This is a genomic window from Flavobacterium chungbukense, from assembly GCF_020805785.1.
Classification (GTDB): domain Bacteria; phylum Bacteroidota; class Bacteroidia; order Flavobacteriales; family Flavobacteriaceae; genus Flavobacterium; species Flavobacterium chungbukense.
This window is the reverse complement of sequence record NZ_JAJGZV010000009.1, coordinates 77,753-97,975: the sequence shown is the minus strand read 5'-3', so window position 1 is coordinate 97,975 and position 20,223 is coordinate 77,753. Positions and strand designations below refer to the sequence as shown.

The window sequence follows — 20,223 nt, the reverse complement described above, 5'->3', positions numbered from 1 at the left end:
TACAGTAAAAAACACATAACAAATAGATGACAACGGCTTAACGTTGATTAAGAGTTAAGTTCTAATCTTTGCATAAACACAAACTAATTAAAAAAAGTAATGAAAAAGACAATTTCAACAATTTTAGGCTTAGCAGCTTTATCACTTGTAACACTTACAACATCTTGTTCTAGTGACGACAACAACAACAGCGGACCAAAATCTGATTTCGTAGTAGTAAGAGACAACTTACAAGGAGAAATCAACAGTGGTGAGGTAGTATTAGAATCTGGAACTTATAAACTTACAGGAAAATTAGTAGTTAAAAATTCTGCAAAACTTACAATTAAACCTGGAGTTATCATCGAAGCAACTGCAGTAGCAGCTGACCAATTACAAGCTGTAAGATATATTGCTGTAGCACAAGGAGGAAAAATCGACGTTCAAGGAACTGCGACTAGCCCAGTAATTATGACATCTGAAACTAAAAAACCAGCTGCTTGGGGTGGATTAGTACTTTGCGGAAAAGCTCCAATCAACAAAGGAGTTACTGCTTCTGCTGAAGTTTCTGAATTAACTTACGGTGGAACAGAAGTTAGCGACAACTCTGGATCAATCAAATATTTAAGAATTGAGTACCCAGGTTTCTCTTATAGCAGTGACAAAGAATTCAACGGACTTTCATTATTTGGAGTTGGTAACGGAACTGTTATCGATTACGTACAAGTTTTCGAAAGCTCTGATGATGGATTCGAGTGGTTCGGTGGAACAGTTAATGCTAACCACTTAGTAGTTTCTAACAAAGATGCTACAGCTGTTGGTGATGATTTATTTGACTGGACTGAAGGATGGAATGGAACAGGTGAAAACTTCTACGGAATTAGAACTAACGCTGGTAACAGAGGTATTGAAGCTGATAACAACGCTAACAACCACTTAGCTACTCCAATTTCTTTCCCAACTATCAAAAACCTTACTCTTATCGGAGCTGGTGTTAATGATACAAGTGCAGAATCTCAAGCTTTCAAATTAAGAGTTGGTACTAAAGGTAAATTTGACAATGTTGTATTAAAAGGTTGGAAAACTGGATTTGATGTTCAACACGACGAAAGCATCAAATATGCTGGAACTGACTTATTAGCAACTAACGTGAAATTTGAAGACGTAACACTTAAATCAAAAGCTACAGCTACTGTTGCTGGTGGATCAGTTGATATTTCTAAATTATTCACAGAATCTACAACTGCAACTGGAGCAGGAAACGGATCAGGAGTTCCAACTTGGACTGCTGGATGGACAAGAGGCCTATAATCTAAAAGATAAAATATTTAAAAACACCCTAATTTCATTAGGGTGTTTTTTTTGTTATTAAATATACTAGTTTGCAATACCTTAGACTACAAAATGTTAAAAACATCCTAAATCTTAGCGATGTTTTTTTTTGGCGTACTTTTTGTAATTTTTTTTGTATATTTACAATAACTAAAATATTGCGATGGCAAAAAACTACTTTTATATTACTTTCTTATTGGCTTTTTTCTTTACTGTTTCCGCTTCAGCGCAAGACAGCAAGCAATTACCAAAACCTCAAGAAACAACTTCTATTGAGGGACTAAGCTTGTATCCTAATCCAGTTACAAATGGAAAAGTCTACATCTCTACTAAAAACGATTTAGAGAAAGAAATTATTGTGTTTGATATTTTAGGAAAAAAAGTACTTCAAGCTCATATAGCTTCTAGAGAACTAAATGTTTCTGAATTGCCTCCTGGAGTTTACATTATTAAAATCAGCGAACTCAATGCATCCGCAACCCGGAAACTCATTATAAGATAAAAAAAAGCTCCTTTGGAGCTTTTTTTAGTTTACAGTCACAGTTTTCAGTTACATCCTTTGACAAAAAATCATAACCGAAAAGCGAGACCGAAAACTGCCACCGAAAACTGCCACCGAAAACTGCGACTAAAAACTAAAAACAATATCTTTGCAAAAAAAAGTTTTGATTACAGCCAGCGATATCTTTACCATTTCTAGTCAGAAGCAATTTGAAAAAATAGCACTAAAAGTATTTCGTTTTCAATATGAGAACAACAAAGTGTATCGTGATTTTTGTGATTTTTTAAAAGTGAATCCGCAACAAGTAAAATCACTTCAACAAATTCCTTTTTTACCCATTCAGTTTTTCAAAAGCCATGATGTCGTTTCAAATACTGATTCTACTCAGGTTACTTTTACGAGTAGCGGAACTACCGGAATGATTACGAGCCGACATTTAGTAACAGATGTTTCTTTATATGAAGAAAGTTACCAAAAAGGATTTTCGCAATTTTATGGCAACATTGAAGATTATGTTGTTTTAGCCCTTTTGCCGTCCTATTTAGAACGTGAAGGATCTTCGTTAATCTACATGGTCGAAGATTTAATAAAACTCTCTAATCAACCGGAAAGCGGGTTCTATTTGCACAATCACGATGACTTAATTAAAAAACTTCTTGAATTAGACGAAGCTGGTCAAAACGTAATTTTAATTGGTGTTACTTACGCTTTATTAGATCTAATCGAAAAACATCAATTCGACCTTCAAAATACCATTATTATGGAAACTGGAGGAATGAAAGGGAAGCGCAAAGAAATGATTCGTGAAGAATTGCACGAACAGCTTTGCAAAGGTTTTGGTGTCTCTTCCATTCATTCAGAATACGGAATGACTGAACTTTTAGCACAAGCTTATTCTTTAGGGGAAGGTGTTTTTGAATGTCCGTCTTGGATGAATATCTTGATTCGCGATCCTGAAGATGCGCTGACGTACGTAGAAAGCGGAAAAACTGGCGGAATCAACGTTATTGATTTAGCCAATATCAATTCATGTTCTTTTATCGCCACTCAGGATTTAGGCAAAAAATATCCCAACAACTCTTTCGAGGTATTGGGACGTTTTGATAATTCTGATATTCGTGGTTGTAATTTGATGGTTCTTTAAATGGTTAATCGTTGATTTGTTTAATCGGTTAATCGGTTTTGGATCGGTTAAACAGCTATAAATAACAATTCTATTTATATTCCATAGGAATATTTCATCGATAGAAAAAATAATAAAATTAAGCATTTGTGTCCTGTAGGGAAACTTGTAAACCAAAACCGTTTATCAAACGTTCCTACGGAACGATAACCTCAAATTAAATCTTGGTTCAACCGACGAGACATTCTTACGGAATGATTTTTTTTAAATAAAAAATCTCAACAGCTCTTTCGAGATATTGAGATTTAAACATTTAAATTTATAGAGCAAAAATCGATTAAACAATTAACCGATTAAATAGTTAAACCATTTACACCACTCTAATCATAAAGTAATTCTTCTTTCCACTTTGCAATAACACAAACTGATTGTTAATTAAATCATTTGCCGTTAAAACAAAATCTTCTTTTATTTTTTCTCTATTTACAGAAATTGAATTTGCAGTTAAAGCTCTTCTCGCCTCTCCGTTAGATTTAAAGAAACCTGTTTTTTCGTTTAAAACAGTAATAATTTCCAATCCGTTTTCTAAATCTGCTTTTGCGATTTCAGCTTGCGGAACTCCGTCAAAAACTTCTAAGAAAGTAGTTTCATCCAATTTTTTCAAATCTTCTGCCGTTGAGTTTCCAAACAAAATATTCGAAGCCTGAATTGCTTTTTCTAATTCTTCACGATTGTGAACAAAAACCGTAATTTCTTCGGCTAATTTCTTTTGTAAAACTCTTAAATGCGGAGCCGTTTTGTGCTCTTCGATTAAAGCATCAATTGTATCTTTATCTAAGAAAGTAAAGATTTTAATGTATTTCTCAGCGTCAACATCTGTTGTATTTACCCAAAATTGGTAGAATTTGTAAACTGAAGTTTTATCAGCATCTAACCAAACGTTTCCTCCTTCAGATTTTCCGAATTTAGATCCGTCCGCTTTTGTAATTAAAGGCGTAGTTAAAGCGTATGCTTTTGCATTTTCTCCACCCATTCTGCGCACTAATTCTGTTCCTGTGGTAATATTACCCCATTGATCAGAACCTCCCATTTGCAGAATGCAATTGTTGTTTTTATATAGGTGATAAAAATCGTAGCCTTGAATTAATTGATAGGTAAACTCTGTAAAAGACATTCCTTCGCCTTCTCCGCTAAATCTCTTTTTTACAGAATCTTTAGCCATCATATAATTTACAGTGATTCTTTTTCCAACTTCACGTGCAAAATCTATAAAAGAGAAATCTTTCATCCAATCGTAGTTATTTACCATTACTGGTGCATTTGCTTCGTTTGAATTGAAATCTAAGAAACGAGACAGAACACTTTTAATTCCAGCAACGTTTTTAGCTAAAGCTTCTTCATCAAGCAAGTTTCTTTCATCAGATTTACCAGAAGGATCTCCAATCATTCCTGTTGCTCCACCAACTAAAGCAATTGGTCTGTGACCAAAATTCTTTAAATGAACCAATAAAATAATCTGAACCATACTTCCGATATGCAGTGAATCTGCCGTTGGATCAAAACCGATATACGCAGCGGTAGCTTCTTTTAGCAATTGTTCTTCCGTTCCAGGCATACTATCATGATATAACCCGCGCCATTTTAATTCTTCAACTAGATTCTTCATTTTTTTATAAAATAATTTGCGCAAATGTAATCAATGTCAATCGCAATATCAAAAAGCAATCGCAATATCAATCAGAAAAAGCAATTTAAAGATCCGAAAACAGTCAAAACTTTGAACCTTTGCACCTCTGCTTCTTTGCACCTTAAAACCAAAATACTATCTTTACAACATGATATTAGTAACTGGAGGAACTGGTTTAGTCGGCGCGCATTTATTACTTCATTTGATTGAAAATGGAGAAAATGTTCGGGCTATTTATAGAAGCAAAAACAATATTGCAAAAGCAAAATCGGTTTTTGACTTTTATAAAAAATCAGATTTATTTGAAAAGATCAATTGGCTTGAAGCCGATATTTTAGACGTTCCTTCTCTTGAAAATGCTTTTATCGATATTACAGAAGTTTATCACTGCGCTGCTTTAATTTCGTTCAATCCAAAAGACGAAGAAAAGCTGAGAAAAACCAACATCGAAGGAACTGCCAATATGGTTAATTTTTCGATTGCAAAAGACATACAAAAATTTTGCTTTATCAGTTCTATCGCCGCTTTGGGAGATCTCGCTGCACATGAAACCTATATTACAGAAGAAACAGATTGGAATCCTGAAAAACCGCATAGTGATTATGCTATTTCTAAATATGGTGCCGAGATGGAAGTTTGGCGCGCGCAACAAGAAGGATTAAATGTAATTATTGTAAATCCGGGAGTTATTTTGGGTCCGATCTCAATGATGAATATTTTTGAGCAAGGAAGCACTGAAATCTACAAAAAAGTAGCCAACGGACTTTCATTCTACACGCTCGGAAGTACTGGTTTTATCACTATTGATGATGTTGTAAAAACAACTTTCCAATTGATGAAAAGCGAAATTAAAAACGAACGTTTCACGCTTATTGCAGAAAATATTGTTTTTAGAAATCTTTTAAATACAATTTCAGATACTTTAAAAGTCAAAAGGCCTCATATTCATGCCAAGCCTTTTTTTATGAATTTGTTATGGATGTCTGATTTCTTGTTTTCGACCCTGTTTTTCAGAAAAAGAAGCATTACAAAAGCAACAGCCAAAGCTTCTTATTCTACCAATTTATATAGTAATGAAAAAATAAAAACCGCTCTAGGAACGGTTTTTACTGATATTCATTATTATATTAAAGAAAGTTCTAAACTATAATTATTTCCTGCGTTGCATCTGTATCCTTTTAACAGAATCAAGATTAATTTTTGGAACTACTTTTTTTACAGAATCTGCTTTTATTTCTTTTAGCTTGTTCTTTTTGGCTTTAGCTTCTTTTTTCTCATCTATTTTTGCCAAAGAATCTGCTGCCCTCTGGTTTACAGCTATCCTTTTATTTACTTCATCAAACATTTCTTTATAACTTTCATAATCGGAAGCGTAATAAATATTATTCTGAGCAAATTGAAGACTGTCTACTTTGTATTTTTTTAAAACAAACTTGGTCGGATCACTTTCTAAAGAATCTAAAGACAAAGGTTTTTGATATCGTATTGCTTCCAAAAGAGATAAATCATACATAATATCAACCATCTTTTCTTTCTCAATAAGTTTCGCAGGCTGTTTTACAAGCTCTTTTTTACAACTTACAGAAAGAAATAAAATCAATATTATTATAGTAAAATTCTTCATAGCCGCTTTTTATCTGTCAAACAATAATCTTTTTCCTGCTCTCGTATCTTTTACTTTAAAATTGTTGTAAACTAATTCTCCATTCACGAAAGTATGGGTAATTCTAGATTTGAAAGTATAGTTTTCAAAAGGAGACCAGCCGCATTTGTATAAAATATTGTCTGGTTTTACGCTCCAAGGTAAACTTGGATTAATGATAACCAAATCGGCGTGATAACCTTCTCTGATAAATCCTCTTTTTTCAATTTTGAAAATCTTAGCTGGATTATGGCACATTTTCTCCACAATTTTTTCCACGCTAATTTTCCCTTGATGATGCGCTTCAAACATGGCTACAACTGCATGCTGCACCAACGGACCTCCAGAAGGCGCATTCAAATAAGATTGCAATTTTTCTTCTTTGGTATGAGGAGCATGATCTGTTGCAATAACGTCAATTCTTCCATCATTCAAAGCTTTCCAAAGTTCTGCACGATCTTCGGCAGTTTTTACCGCTGGATTCCATTTAATGAAATTTCCTTTTGTTTTATAATCTTCATCTGTAAACCAAAGGTGGTGCACACAAACCTCAGCAGTGATTTTTTTATCTTCTAATGGAATTTTATTGGTAAACAATTCCATTTCTTTCGCAGTTGAAAGATGGAAAATATGCAATCTTGCTCCCGTTCTTTTCGCCAGCGCCACCGCTTTAGAAGAGGAAATATAACAAGCTTCTGCACTACGAATTAAATGGTGCGCCGTTACCGGAACATCATCACCATATTGCTCTTTAAAAGCCGCAAGATTATTTTGAATTGTAGTTTCATCTTCGCAATGAACTGCAATTAACATTGGTGTACTTGAAAATATTTTCTCTAAAGTTTCTTCTCTATCCACCAACATATTTCCTGTTGAAGAACCTAAGAAAATCTTGATTCCAGCAACATTCTTTGGATTTGTTTTTAAAACTTCCTCCAAATTATCGTTCGTTGCTCCCATCATAAACGAATAATTCGCAAATGATTTTTGAGCAGCAATCTGGTATTTATCTTCTAAAATTTCTTGAGTAACGGCATTGGGAACCGTATTTGGCTGTTCGATAAAAGAGGTAATTCCACCCGCAACAGCTGCACGAGATTCTGATTCGATATCTCCTTTATGAGTTAATCCTGGTTCTCTAAAATGCACTTGATCATCAATTGCGCCAGGCATTAAATAACTACCTTCTGCATCAACTACAATACAATCTGATGTTTTCAATGAAATGCTGTCTGCAATTTCAACAATCAAATCGTTTTCAATCAAAACATCACCTTCAAAAATTGTCCCTTCGTTTACAATTTTGGCATTTTTTATTAAAATCCTGTTCATGGTGGTTACTTTATAATGAATTGACTAATTTTCTTAATCTTAATGAAATTACGCCAAGAATAGCTTCTTTTATAATGGCATTGCTCATTTTAGAAACTCCTTTTGTTCTATCTGTAAAAATAATAGGAACTTCTGTAATCTGAAATTTACCGCAATATGTTCTATATTTCATTTCAATTTGAAACGCATAGCCAACAAATTTTATTTTATTCAAATTGATTTTCTCTAGAACTTCACGTTTATAACATACAAAACCTGCTGTCGCATCATGAATTTTCATTCCGGTGATAAATTTCACGTAGACTGATGCAAAATAAGACATCAAAACACGGCTTAACGGCCAGTTTACAACATTTACTCCAGTAACATAACGAGAGCCAATAGCTAAATCTGCTCCACCAAAATGGCAGGCATCATATAGTTTTTCTAAATCATTTGGGTTATGAGAAAAATCGGCATCCATTTCAAAAATGAAATCATAATTGCGTTCCAAAGCCCATTTAAAGCCGTGAACATAAGCCGTTCCTAATCCTGATTTTTTAGCTCGCTGTTCTAAAAAAAGTTTCCCTGGAAATTCTTCCTGCAATGCAATTACCTTATTTGCGGTATGATCAGGAGAATTATCATCAATAATCAGCAAATGAAAAGATTTATGCTGCGAAAGTACAGCTCTTACAATACTTTCTATATTTTCAATTTCGTTATAAGTGGGAATTATGACAATACTATCATTCATTTTTTCATGGTAATTTCACCGCAAAAGTAAACTTTTTATAGCATTTGATTCATAATAAATATATAATAAAAGTATTGCATCAAAAAATTACTAATTTTGTAACGCTATGATTGAACAACTTCACCCTCGAATTCTGGAAAACAAAGACTGGGCAACACTATTATTTGTGCTGACTTTTGCTGTTGTTGCCATGACAAAATCTGCTTATGAAAATAGATTCAGCGAATTTACCAAGCTTATTTTTTCTGACAAATACGCTAAGATTTATCGTGACAACAATCACTTAAAAAGCAGCTTTACAGTTGGCTTATTTTTTGTGCAAATTATATCGTACGCCTTTTTCATTTTGCTTACGATGCATATTTTTTCAGAGAACCCAAAAACAGGAACTTATTCTGTTTTAAAAACCGATTGGATTCTCTTTATTCAGATCGCAACTTTCTTACTTTATTTTATTTTAGGAAAATATTTAATCGAAAAAATTGTAGCGACTTCCTTCAATATTGACGAGTTTGTAGAATTATTTAACTTACAAAAAGTCACTTATAGAACTTATATTGGCGTTTTAATCCTTCCAATTAATGCTATTTTGTTCTATTACAGCAATATTCCAAAAATTGTTCCGCTAGCAATCATTGGTATTTCGCTGTGTATTAGCGTATACTCTTACTTTATTTCAATTAAAACATATCAAAACGCAATTATCGGTAAGTTATTTTATTTTATTTTGTATCTTTGCGCTCTTGAAATAGCCCCTTATTATTTTCTCTATTATTGGATAACAAAAGGGAGTGCTTAGAAAATGTTTATAATATGAAAGTGAAAACAATTTTGGTGTCACAGCCTGAACCTAAAGTGGAGAATTCTCCTTACTTTGAGCTCCAACAAAAACACAAAATAAAAATTGATTTCAGACCATTTATTCATGTGGAAGGGGTTAGCGCAAAAGAGATTCGATTACAAAAAATCGATCTTAATCATTACACTGCGATCATTTTAACAAGTAGAAATGCTGTAGATCATTTTTTTAGAGTTGCTGATGAAATGCGTTACAAAGTTCCTGAAGGATTGAAGTATTTTTGTCAATCTGAGGCTGTTGCATTTTACCTTCAAAAGTATGTTGTGTATAGAAAACGTAAAATCTACGTTGGAGCAAAAGATTTTGCAGATTTATCTCCGCTAATTAAGAAGTACAAAGACGAGAAGTTTTTACTTCCTGCATCTGACCAATTAAATGCAGATGCTCCTGTAACATTAAACAGTCTTAAAGTAGACTGGGCGCAAGCTATTTTTTACAGAACTGTAATGAGTGATTTATCTGATTTAGCAGACGTTTATTATGACGTTTTAGCCTTTTTCAGTCCAACCGGAATCAAGTCATTGTTTAAAAATTTCCCAGATTTTAAACAAAATGATACTCGAATTGCTGTATTTGGAAGCACTACTCAGAAAGAAGCTTTAGACCACGGTTTAAGAATTGATATTCTTGCACCAACTCCTGAAACTCCTTCTATGACAATGGCTTTAGAAAAATACGTTGCCGAAGCAAACAAAGGAAAGTAAACCTGACCAAGTAAAAATATTTAAATTCCAAATTTCAGCTTAATCATCTGAGATTTGGAATTTTTGTTTTTAATCAATTCTCTTTATCTCCTTCCTTTTCCTGTGGTTGAAACCACGGACTATATTGAAATTTGAGGTTTCAAGTTTGGAATTTGGAATTTAAAAATTGAAATTTCATTATTTAAAGCCTTTTAACTACATTTGATTTCTATTCCAAACCCAAATCACAAGAAATAGTTTCAAATTATAAGTTATGAAAATCAACTCCCTCTTAATTGAAATTGACGGAATCGACAAAGAAATTCTACGTTATTTAATGGACGATGCCCGAAAACCAATTCTACAAATCGCAAATAAAATCGGAATTTCAGGAGCCGCTATTCACCAGAGATTAAAAAAGCTGGAACAATCTGGCGTTATTTCCGGATCTAAGTTTACGGTTAATCCAAAAGTTTTGGGTTATAATACAATGGCATTTGTCGGAGTTTATCTAGACAAAGCCTCAAGAAACTCTGAAGCGGTAAAAGATTTAAAAAAGATTCCAGAAGTTTTAGAATGTCATTATACAACAGGAAACTGGTCGGTTTTAATTAAAATCATCTGTCGCGACAACGAACATTTGATGCAACTTTTGAATACTAAAATTCAAGCCATTGAAGGCGTTTCGAGAACAGAAACTTTTATTTCTTTAGATCAGCAAATTGACAGACAGATTCAGCTTTAGAATTAGAAAATGTGCCAATTTGATAATTACATAATTTTAAAAACTCATTATTATAAACTGGACTGAAGTCCAGCTCTACAATATAATTTGTTCCTTCGGAACTTACTCTATCCGTATTTTAGCTCTAGCAACGAAACATTCCCACGGAATGATTTTTCAGAAAAAGATATCACAAAACTAAAAACCCAACAGATTTTTAAAATCTGTCGGGTTTGCTATAAATTATCTAATTGACTAATTAACTCAATTATCAAATTAAAAAATTAGTTCCTTCTACTTCCAGAATAAATCGAGATATAGTACAACAACGTTGCAATCGAACCAATTGCCGCTACTACATAAGTTCGCGCTGCCCATTTTAGCGCATCTTTTGCTCCTGCTTGTTCTTCTTGCGTTAGCATATGTTTATTTTCTAACCAAGCCAAAGCACGATTACTCGCATCGTATTCAACAGGAAGCGTAATAACAGAAAACAATGTTGTTGCCGCAAAAATGATAATACCAACCAATAATAATTGAGGAAAAACTTTAATCATTAGAATTCCTGCAATTAAAATCCATTGTACGTAGTTTGAAGCTACACTTACAATCGGCACTAATTTAGAACGCATTGTTAGCCATTCATAACCAATTGCGTGTTGTACTGCGTGACCGCATTCATGAGCTGCAACTGCCGCAGCCGCCGCATTTCTGTGACTGTAAACGGCTTCACTTAAATTTACTGTTTTATCTGAAGGATTATAATGATCGGTTAACTGACCTGGTGTCGAGATAACACGAACATCTGTAATTCCGTTGTCGGCAAGCATTTTTTCAGCGATTTCAGCACCGCTCATTCCGTTTCTTAGTTGTAATTTAGAATATAGTTCAAATTTACTCTTTAGCTGAGAACTTACCAGCCAACTGAACAGCATGATAGCTCCAGCAATAATTAGATATCCAGATCCCATAGTTTTTTTGATTTTTTAGATTGATTTTAAATTTACAAAACAAACTGCAAATTACGAACCATTTTAACAAAATGTCATTTTGACATTTTATGACCACATTTGACTTAATTAAGCATGTTGTTTTTCAAAAGAAAAGTGATTAATTCTGCCACATTTTTCATTTTATATTTCTGAAGAATATTTCGACGATGCGTTTGTACGGTTAAAAAACTCAAAAACAAATCGTCGGCAATTTCCTGAGTCGATTTTCCTTGAGAAAGCAGCAAAGCAATATCGCGTTCTCTTCTGCTTAAACCTGGAATGCGTTCTAAATCTTCAGACAATGGTTGGCTGATAATCGTTTTTACTTCTTCGCTAAAAACAATTTCGCCGTCAATCGCCTTGTAAATACAATTTTTGAATTCATCAAATGAAGCATTTTTCAAAATATAGCCATTCCCCCCGTTTTGAATAAACTGCATTACCAAACTTCTTTCAGACTGGCTGCTCATGCCGATAATGACAATTTTCGGATGCTTTTGTTTGATTGTTTTACACAAATCAACTCCATTTATTATAGGAAGAAAAATATCCATCAAAATCAAATCGATTTTATGATCTTCTATATAATCTAAAAGCGATATTCCAGATTCAAATTTTTGTACAATTTCAATATTTTCCAAATCGGACAACAAACCTGCAATACCCGAAATAACTATCGGATGATCGTCTACAATTACTGTTTTATATCTCATACTAAAAATTTGAGGTTATATATTCAATTCTATATAAGTAGAAGTTCCTTTATTCGGAACAGAATCAATTTCTAGCTTTCCATTCAAAAAAGCCACACGATTTTTAATGTTTCTCAAACCCATTCCATCTCTTTTTTCAGCATGTTTAACATTAAATCCGATTCCGTTATCTTCAACTGTAATATAAAAAACATCTTTATTTTGCGAACAGGAAATTAGAATCTGCGAGGCTTTTGCATATTTTAAAGCATTATTCAAAAGTTCCTGAATAATTCTATAAATCATGATTTTAAAATGCTGTGGAAATGCTGATTTTTTAATTAAATACTGAAAATCAATCGTAGTTTCTGAGGTAGAATGTGAAGCACATAAATCTTTTAATGCATGTTCCAATCCTAATTTCATCAAACTTTCTGGCATTAAATTCTGAGAAATATTGCGAAGCTCTTTGATTGAATCATTAAGCATTCCGTTAATATTAGAACCTATTTCTTTATTTTCTCTATCGGCAAGGCTCAAATGCATTTTTAAACCCGAAAGCATACTGCCAAGACCGTCATGCAATTCTCGAGCAATCCTTTTTCTTTCAATTTCTTCTCCTTCAATTAAAGCATTGGAAATCGATAATTTCTGCTGATTTTCGAGTGCAGATAATTCTTGCTTATGATTTAGTTCTTTTTGAAAACTTAGCTTTTTTTGATAATTATTATACATCCATAAAAACAAAACCGTTAAAAACAGTAAAAATGAAAGCACTGCCAAGAGCATCGAATTTAAACGGTTATTATTTCCTTGCAAAACTGCCTTTTCATTCTCCGACTGCAGCAAATTAATTTTTCTTTCGCTTTCTGCTTTTTTATATTTCGCCTCGAGTTCTACAATTTCTTTTTTCAGTTTTGCATCGTTAAGACTGTCATTAATAATGTTGTATTTATTAGAATAGAAATAAGCTTTTGGAAACTCTTTTGTCGCATTATAAACTTTAGACAATTCTTTGTAATAGTTCTTTTTATCTACAATAAAGGGTGTTTTTGCTATTAGATATTCTAAATTGCTTTTGGCTTTATCATAATTTTTGAGTTTAAAAAGTACTTCATATTCAGCAAATTTCAATCTGTTTAAGGCAATAGCATTTTGATGATTTTCGGCAGATTTAATTCCTTTTCCATAACTCACCAAAGCTTCACTATGTTTATTTTGTTTTGCATAGTAAATTCCTTCCGAATAAAAATAAGAATCGTTTAAGTTTGATTCTGGGTATTTTTCTAAAGTCGAATATGCCTTATCTAGAATTTCTTTAGCGTCATAAAAATGTTTAAGCTCCACTAAATTTTCTGCATTTATAATATATGTTTCCACTTTAGATTCTGCCAAAGTCGCAGAATTTTTACTGGTGTTTTCAATATATTTCTGTGCCTGACCAAGATATTCTGAGGCTTTTTCGCGTTCATTATTATTCATAAAAATAATCGCAACCGCTTTATTCAAAGCGCTGATCAATTCATAATCGCCACTTTTTTTAGCAATCGGAATCGCTTCATTGATCAACAATTTCATATAAGCGTTTTCATTATTTTTTCGCTGTTGCATAATTCCGTAGTTCTGAAGTATAACAGCTCGAAGTTTATACGCTTCTTTATTTCGGTATTTTTTTAGTTTAGAATTAGCTTCGAGCAAAGTTTTTTCAAAACCTTCCATATCTCCTTTTGCAAGAAAGCTAGAAGCATTATAAAAAATTGATGCATCACGCAAAAAAGGAAATTTCACTTTTAACCGATTGGCTTGTTCCAGATATTCTTTAGAACTTTTTGCGTCCTGCGCCATTAAAAACAGTTTGGACAATCTAAAACTATTCAAACTCTTTACGCTATCGGATTTTGTGTTTTTTGTGATTTTAACAATACTGTCAATGTACGCAGTATCATCATCTAATGAAAGAATTACCTGAGAATTGGAAATTACTGAGAAAAACAAAAAGAAAAGTAGGGCGTGGATTTTATTCATAATTGTAGGGCAATTACTCAAAGTTATTAAAGCTTAATGACTTTCGAAACAAAAACAAGCTCTTTTACCTGTAATCAGGTAAAAAAAAATACATTTTATCAGGTATTGCTACCCGATTTATTAGCTTCTAACTTTGTTTAAATCAGATTTTGAATATAAATAATTAAAGAATTTACACATGAAAACACATTTAAAACAAATAATGCTAGCATTAACTCTTGTATTTACATTTGCTTCTTGCAGCAGCGATGACGATAATAATAACTCTGGAACTGGATCAAGAGATGTTAAATACGAAATAACTGGAAATTACAGTGGAAAAACATCTGTTACTTATTTAGAAAAAGGCGGAAATGCATTAAACGAAGATCTTACAAAGCTACCTTGGACAAAAGAATTTACTGCAGAAGCAAAATCTACGGGAGCATCTTTAAGTGCTAGTGGATTTGGCGGTGTTGCTGGACAAACGCTAACTGGAAAAATTTATATTGGAGGAAAATTAGAAAACGAACTAACTGTTACAGCAAATAGTGATGGAATAATTGTACTATCTCTTACTCCATACGTTTTCCCTCTATAAGTAAAGATTAGGATTTAATTTTTTTGTTTTTGGTAAAAGAAAGCTTCGTAATGGTTACGAAGCTTCTTTTTTTTATATTTCTTTTAATTCTTTCTGAGACTTATCAAAATATATGATTTCTTCTTTAATTTAAAAAAAACGCAAGATTATTTGCTCGCAAAGGCGCTACGTCGCAAAGTCTCTTTCTCCAAATAATAAACCACATACATTGTCAGTCTGAGCGAAGTCGAAGACCTCGCAAGAAGCTCCGCAAAGAAAATCGCCAATCTTTGTAGAGTTACGTGCGTGGTCTTCGACTTCGCTCAGACTGACAGGACTAGACGTAAAAAAAATCCAAATCCCAACAGAATTGGAATTTGGATTTTTCTATATTGGAATTTTAAAATTAACCTACAAGGTTGATAATTTTCCCAGGAACGATAATCACTTTATTAGGAGTTCTACCGTCTAATTGTTTTTGTGTTCTTTCGTCTTTCATTACAATTTCTTCGATTTGTTCTTTAGTTAAATCCAAAGGCAATTCGATTGTAAAACGCATTTTTCCGTTGAAAGAAACTGGATATTCTTTATTCGTTTCAACTAAATGTTTCTCTTCGAAAATTGGGAAAGCAACTTCTGAAATTGAAGTTGCATGCCCTAACTGTGACCATAATTCTTCAGCAATGTGTGGCGCGTATGGCGAAACTAAAATTGTTAATGGTTCTAAGATCGCTCTTGAATGACAGTTTTGAGAAGACAATTCGTTTACACAAATCATAAACTGAGAAACCGAAGTATTGAAAGAGAAATTCTCGATATCTTCAGCTACTTTTTTAATGGTTTTGTGCAATGATTTTAAGTTGTCTTTTGTTGGTTCGTCATTGTTTACGATTAAACCGTTGTCATCAAAATACAATCTCCATAATTTTTTCAAGAAACCAAATACTCCTGTAATACCTCCAGTACTCCAAGGTTTTGTTTGCTCTAATGGCCCTAAGAACATTTCATACAAACGAAGAGTATCTGCTCCATATTCATTACAAATATCATCAGGATTTACAACATTATACCAACGCTTAGACATTTTCTCAACTTCACGTCCAACGATGAACTTTCCATTGTCTAATATAAATTCACCATCTTCAAATTGAGGTTGCCATCTTTTCAATCTTTCTACATCAATTTCATCTGCTGCATTCACCATATTAACATCAATATGCAAAGCTTCAGTTTCATAATTTCCTATAAGATTTTTAGATACATATTTATTTGTACCAGAAACTCTATAAACTAAAGCACTTGTCCCCAAAATCATTCCCTGATTGATCAGTTTTTTGAATGGTTCTTCAGTCGGAGCAAAACCTTTGTCTTTTAAGAATTTGTTCCAGAAACGAGAATACAACAAGTGTCCGGTTGCATGTTCACTTCCACCAATGTATAAATCAACACTTTCCCAATACGCCAAAGCTTCCTTGCTTGCAAATTCATTTTCGTTGTGCGCATCCATATAACGCATCCAATACCATGAACTTCCCGCCCAACCTGGCATTGTATTTAATTCTAAAGCAAAAATCGAAACATTGTCAACTAAATCTGTATTGACAACTTTGTTTTGTTTTGTATCCCAAGCCCAAACTGCTGCGTTTCCTAAAGGTGGCAAACCGTCTTCGGTTGGTAAATATTTTTCTACTTCCGGTAAAATAATTGGCAAATGTTGCGCGTCAATCATTTTAGGCAATCCGTTCACATAATAAACTGGGAAAGGTTCTCCCCAATAACGCTGACGAGAGAAAACAGCATCACGCAAACGGTAATTTGTTTTTCCTTTTCCTTGTCCGATTTCTTCTAATTTATAAATCGCTTTTGATTTTGCATCTTTATAATTTAATCCGTTTAAGAAATCAGAAGCTGTGATTTCAACGTTGTCTTTAGATCCGTAAGCGGCTTCAGAAATATCAACATTTGCAAAGATATTCTTAATCGGAGGCATTCCTCCCGAAGCCTCGGGATGACCTTTAAAGAAATTAGCAAAAGCATAATCTCTTTCGTCTCCGCAAGGAACCGCCATTACAGCACCAGTTCCGTAACCTGCCAAAACATAATCACCAATCCAAACCGGAATAGCTTCTTTTGTAAAAGGATGTTCTGCATAAGCTCCTGTAAATACTCCAGAAATCGTTTTTACATCGGCCATACGCTCACGCTCAGAACGTTTTGAAGTTTTTTCGATATAGGCTTCAACAGCTTCTTTTTGTTCTGGAGTTGTAATTTTAGCCACCAAATCATGTTCTGGTGCCAAAGTCATAAAAGTAACTCCAAAAATAGTGTCAGGTCTTGTTGTAAATACCTCGATTACTTCATTGTGATTTTTCACATTAAAAGTCACCAAAGCACCAACCGATTTCCCAATCCAGTTTCTTTGAGATTCTTTGATTGACTCGCTCCAATCGATATCATTTAGACCTTGAAGCAAGCGTTCGGCATAAGCAGAAATTCGCATGCTCCATTGTGTCATTTTTTTTCTTATAACAGGAAAGCCTCCACGTTCCGAAACTCCGTTTACAATTTCGTCGTTTGCCAACACAGTTCCTAAACCTGGACACCAGTTTACTTCGGTTTCCGCCAAATAGGTTAATCTGTATTGCAATAAGATTTTCTCTTTTTGATCTTCAGAATACGAATTCCATTCTTCAGCAGTAAAAATAACAACGTTGTCATCACAAACTGCCTCAACCAATGCATTTCCACTTTCTTCAAAAACAGTTACCAATTCTGAAATGTCAAATGCTTTTCCTTGTTTTCTGCAATACCAAGAATTGAACAATTGGATAAAAATCCATTGTGTATGTTTGTAATAATCAGGATTTGAAGTTCGCACTTCGCGACTCCAATCAAAAGAAAATCCGATTTTATCTAACTGTTTTCTGTAACCTGCGATTTGTTTTCCTTCTTTATCAACTCCACCGTCAATATTTACACGCGTTGTATCTTCTGGACGTTGTCCTGTCTGAATCGCATATTGTTCTGCCGGCAATCCGAAACTGTCGTAACCCATTGGGTGCAAAACATTGAAACCTTGATGTCTTTTGAAACGAGAATACACATCTGAAGCGATATAACCCAGAGGATGTCCAACGTGTAATCCTGCTCCAGATGGATAAGGAAACATATCGAGTACATAATGTTTCGGTTTTTCAGAGTTATTTTTTGCTGCAAAAGTTTGATTTTCTGCCCAATATTTTTGCCATTTGGCGTCAATTTCGTTTGGATTGTATTTCATTTCTAAGTGACTAAGATTCTAAGTGACTAAGGTTCTAAGGCTTTTCACTAATTATTTATGCGCAAATTTACATTTATTGTGGCTTGTTCCAAAGCTATTTCGCTGACAAACAAATAAATTTACATTTTACGTATTATTGATTAAGTAAAAATACGTATTATTGTAAGTAATAAATACTTGTTTACATTGAAAATCGATGGCAGAAAATAAGAAATATACCGTTGAAGTTCGGGTTTGGATTGAAGAAATGGAAGGTGCTTTTCTTGGAATTGGAAAAATATGGCTTTTAGAAAACATTCAAAAAACCGGATCGATTACCAATGCTGCGAAAGAAATGAAAATGGCTTATCGACAGGCTTGGCAACTGGTTGAAGAAATGAATCAACGTGCCGAAACTCCCCTTGTTGAAAAACTTCTTGGCGGAAAAGGCGGAGGCGGAGCACGATTGACAGAAGCTGGAGAAAAAGCGATTTCTGTTTTTTATGAAGTCGAAAAACGCATTAAAGAATTTGCTCAGAAAGAAACTCAGAATTTGAAATTTTAAATTTTGACAGCGAAATTTTAACCGCAAATTACGCAAGGTTTTTTTAAATAAGTAAACAATAACAAAACGCAAAGTTCGCAAAGCTTTATCTATGTTAAGCTTTGCGAACTTTGCGTTAATAACATTAGGCATTAAAAAATCTTTGCGTAATTTGCGGTTAAATCAACTTTTTATTTCTTATCTATCGTACATTTATAGTATAAAAGTTCGTTAATAACTTTAAATAAAGAAATTCTTTATTATTTTTACCACATAATTTAAGCAGACTATGAGTTCTAACTTTGATAAATTTCAAAAGCGCAGGTTAATTTCCTCTTATTTTTCAGTAGTATTAAGTGTTTTCTTGGTTTTATTCCTTTTAGGAGTACTGGGATTATTCATCATTAATTCAAAAAATCTGGCAGACGATTTTAAAGAAAAAATCGCCATGACTGTTTTCTTTAAAAATGAAGCAAATGATAGTGTTATCAAAGCGTTTAATAGTGAATTGAAAAGAGTTCCGTTTGCGAGATCTTTTGTTTATGTAACGAAAGAAAAAGCAGCGAAAGAACACACAGATATTATCGGAGAAGACTTCTTAACCTTTTTAGGAGAAAATCCACTGTTGAATTCATACGATATTCACTTAAAAGCAGATTATGTTGAAAGAGACAGTATTTTAAAAATTGAAAATCAATTTCGTAAAAATGCTATGATCTCTGATATTGTTTATGATAAACAATTGGTAAATCTGGTAAATGACAACATTCGAAAAGTAAGTATGTGGATTTTGATTATCAGTGGTTTCTTAACTGTAATTGCTGTTTTATTAATCAATAGTTCATTGCGTTTATCAATCCATTCTAATCGTTTCATTATTAAAACCATGCAAATGGTTGGAGCTACAAAAGCGTTTATCCGTAAACCATTTGTAACTAGAAGTGTGAAACTAGGAATGCTGGGCGCAGGATTGGCGATTATCGCTTTAATTGCTCTTTTACTTTATGTAGACACAAATTATCCAGGTTTAGGAATTTTAGAAGATAAAGCGCTAATCGGATTGGTTTTATTGGCCGTTTTCGGATTGGGAGTTTTAATTACTTGGGTAAGTACACATTTTGCAACGCAACGTTTCTTAAACTTAAGAACAGACGATCTTTATTAATTTTAGATTGCAGATTTTAGATTTTTTAAAAAAAGCCTTCTCCCGAAGTGTCGGGACGCTCAGGCTGACAAATAAATAAAAATGAAAAACAACAACAATAATAACGTAGAACAACAGCCAAAACAGGAATTCCTTTTTGACAGCATCAATTATAAAATCTTATTAATTGGTATTACTGTTATTACATTAGGATTTATTTTAATGTCTGGTGGAGGAAGTAAAGATCCAAATATTTTTAACGAAGATATTTTTAATTTTAGACGTATTCGTTTAGCACCAACTACCGTTTTAATCGGTTTCGGAATCACGATTTATTCTATTTTCAAAAAATCTAAATAAATAGATTTAAAGGTTTTGATTATCTGAGCGAAGCGAAAGAACGAATCTA

19 protein-coding genes are annotated in these 20,223 nt (G+C 33.3%); 11 read left to right on the top strand and 8 right to left on the bottom strand.

Going from position 1 to position 20,223, the window contains the following annotated elements:
- Window positions 1-99 precede the first annotated feature (99 nt).
- The 3 genes from LL966_RS20090 (at window position 100) to LL966_RS20080 (ending at window position 2,957) form a co-directional block, all read left to right on the top strand.
- On the top strand, window positions 100-1,290 hold the full coding sequence (locus LL966_RS20090) for a hypothetical protein (RefSeq protein ID WP_229355711.1): 1,191 nt from the start codon (window positions 100-102) through the stop codon (window positions 1,288-1,290).
- Between the two features lie 184 nt (window positions 1,291-1,474).
- The gene (locus LL966_RS20085; protein WP_229355709.1) at window positions 1,475-1,813 is read left to right on the top strand and encodes a T9SS type A sorting domain-containing protein; all 339 of its coding nucleotides are present in this window, start codon (window positions 1,475-1,477) and stop codon (window positions 1,811-1,813) included.
- Window positions 1,814-1,976: 163 nt separating this feature from the next.
- Entirely contained in the window at window positions 1,977-2,957 is a 981-nt protein-coding gene (locus tag LL966_RS20080) for a LuxE/PaaK family acyltransferase (protein ID WP_229355817.1), read from the top strand.
- A gap of 349 nt (window positions 2,958-3,306) precedes the next feature.
- Here LL966_RS20080 and tyrS read toward each other — a convergent pair whose 3' ends face one another.
- Complete coding sequence (gene tyrS, locus LL966_RS20075) at window positions 3,307-4,602, bottom strand: tyrosine--tRNA ligase (protein ID WP_229355708.1); 1,296 nt, start codon at window positions 4,600-4,602, stop codon at window positions 3,307-3,309.
- 169 nt (window positions 4,603-4,771) lie between these two features.
- On the opposite strand from tyrS, the gene LL966_RS20070 reads away from it, so the two are divergent.
- A complete protein-coding gene (locus LL966_RS20070) occupies window positions 4,772-5,773 on the top strand; it encodes an NAD-dependent epimerase/dehydratase family protein (RefSeq protein WP_229355707.1) in 1,002 nt (333 codons plus the stop codon).
- Here LL966_RS20070 and LL966_RS20065 read toward each other — a convergent pair whose 3' ends face one another.
- Genes LL966_RS20065 through LL966_RS20055 form a run of 3 tightly spaced genes read right to left on the bottom strand, consistent with a single transcriptional unit; the run spans window position 5,774 to window position 8,333 of the window.
- A complete protein-coding gene (locus tag LL966_RS20065; protein WP_229355706.1) occupies window positions 5,774-6,247 on the bottom strand; it encodes a DUF4296 domain-containing protein in 474 nt (157 codons plus the stop codon).
- A 9-nt stretch (window positions 6,248-6,256) separates the two neighbouring features.
- Entirely contained in the window at window positions 6,257-7,597 is a 1,341-nt protein-coding gene (locus LL966_RS20060; protein ID WP_229355705.1) for a dihydroorotase, read from the bottom strand.
- Between the two features lie 10 nt (window positions 7,598-7,607).
- On the bottom strand, window positions 7,608-8,333 hold the full coding sequence (locus LL966_RS20055) for a polyprenol monophosphomannose synthase (RefSeq protein WP_229355704.1): 726 nt from the start codon (window positions 8,331-8,333) through the stop codon (window positions 7,608-7,610).
- 106 nt (window positions 8,334-8,439) lie between these two features.
- Here LL966_RS20055 and LL966_RS20050 point away from each other — a divergent pair, with 106 nt between their 5' ends.
- The 3 genes from LL966_RS20050 (at window position 8,440) to LL966_RS20040 (ending at window position 10,620) form a co-directional block, all read left to right on the top strand.
- Window positions 8,440-9,132, top strand: a complete 693-nt coding sequence (locus LL966_RS20050; RefSeq protein WP_229355703.1) for a DUF4271 domain-containing protein — start codon at window positions 8,440-8,442, stop codon at window positions 9,130-9,132.
- Between the two features lie 14 nt (window positions 9,133-9,146).
- Window positions 9,147-9,896, top strand: a complete 750-nt coding sequence (locus LL966_RS20045) for a uroporphyrinogen-III synthase (protein ID WP_109190797.1) — start codon at window positions 9,147-9,149, stop codon at window positions 9,894-9,896.
- Between the two features lie 253 nt (window positions 9,897-10,149).
- Entirely contained in the window at window positions 10,150-10,620 is a 471-nt protein-coding gene (locus LL966_RS20040) for an Lrp/AsnC family transcriptional regulator (protein WP_035681816.1), read from the top strand.
- 263 nt (window positions 10,621-10,883) lie between these two features.
- Here the strand turns inward: LL966_RS20040 and LL966_RS20035 are convergent, their stop codons facing one another.
- From LL966_RS20035 to LL966_RS20025, 3 genes are all read right to left on the bottom strand, one after another.
- Window positions 10,884-11,570, bottom strand: coding sequence for a zinc metallopeptidase (locus LL966_RS20035; RefSeq protein ID WP_229355702.1), 687 nt, complete (start codon window positions 11,568-11,570; stop codon window positions 10,884-10,886).
- A 104-nt stretch (window positions 11,571-11,674) separates the two neighbouring features.
- Entirely contained in the window at window positions 11,675-12,304 is a 630-nt protein-coding gene (locus tag LL966_RS20030; protein WP_229355700.1) for a response regulator, read from the bottom strand.
- Window positions 12,305-12,319: 15 nt separating this feature from the next.
- A complete protein-coding gene (locus LL966_RS20025; RefSeq protein WP_229355698.1) occupies window positions 12,320-14,308 on the bottom strand; it encodes an ATP-binding protein in 1,989 nt (662 codons plus the stop codon).
- A 178-nt stretch (window positions 14,309-14,486) separates the two neighbouring features.
- Here LL966_RS20025 and LL966_RS20020 point away from each other — a divergent pair, with 178 nt between their 5' ends.
- The gene (locus LL966_RS20020; protein ID WP_229355697.1) at window positions 14,487-14,888 is read left to right on the top strand and encodes an MmpS family transport accessory protein; all 402 of its coding nucleotides are present in this window, start codon (window positions 14,487-14,489) and stop codon (window positions 14,886-14,888) included.
- Window positions 14,889-15,273: 385 nt separating this feature from the next.
- Here the strand turns inward: LL966_RS20020 and leuS are convergent, their stop codons facing one another.
- The gene (gene leuS / locus LL966_RS20015; protein ID WP_229355695.1) at window positions 15,274-18,147 is read right to left on the bottom strand and encodes a leucine--tRNA ligase; all 2,874 of its coding nucleotides are present in this window, start codon (window positions 18,145-18,147) and stop codon (window positions 15,274-15,276) included.
- 196 nt (window positions 18,148-18,343) lie between these two features.
- On the opposite strand from leuS, the gene LL966_RS20010 reads away from it, so the two are divergent.
- The 3 genes from LL966_RS20010 (at window position 18,344) to LL966_RS20000 (ending at window position 20,174) form a co-directional block, all read left to right on the top strand.
- Window positions 18,344-18,691, top strand: a complete 348-nt coding sequence (locus LL966_RS20010; protein WP_229355693.1) for a winged helix-turn-helix domain-containing protein — start codon at window positions 18,344-18,346, stop codon at window positions 18,689-18,691.
- A 268-nt stretch (window positions 18,692-18,959) separates the two neighbouring features.
- Window positions 18,960-19,835 carry a cell division protein FtsX gene (locus tag LL966_RS20005; RefSeq protein ID WP_229355691.1) on the top strand — a complete coding sequence of 292 codons (876 nt, stop codon included), beginning with the start codon at window positions 18,960-18,962 and terminating at the stop codon, window positions 19,833-19,835.
- A gap of 81 nt (window positions 19,836-19,916) precedes the next feature.
- Entirely contained in the window at window positions 19,917-20,174 is a 258-nt protein-coding gene (locus LL966_RS20000) for a DUF3098 domain-containing protein (protein ID WP_229355689.1), read from the top strand.
- The last annotated feature ends 49 nt before the right edge of the window (window positions 20,175-20,223 follow it).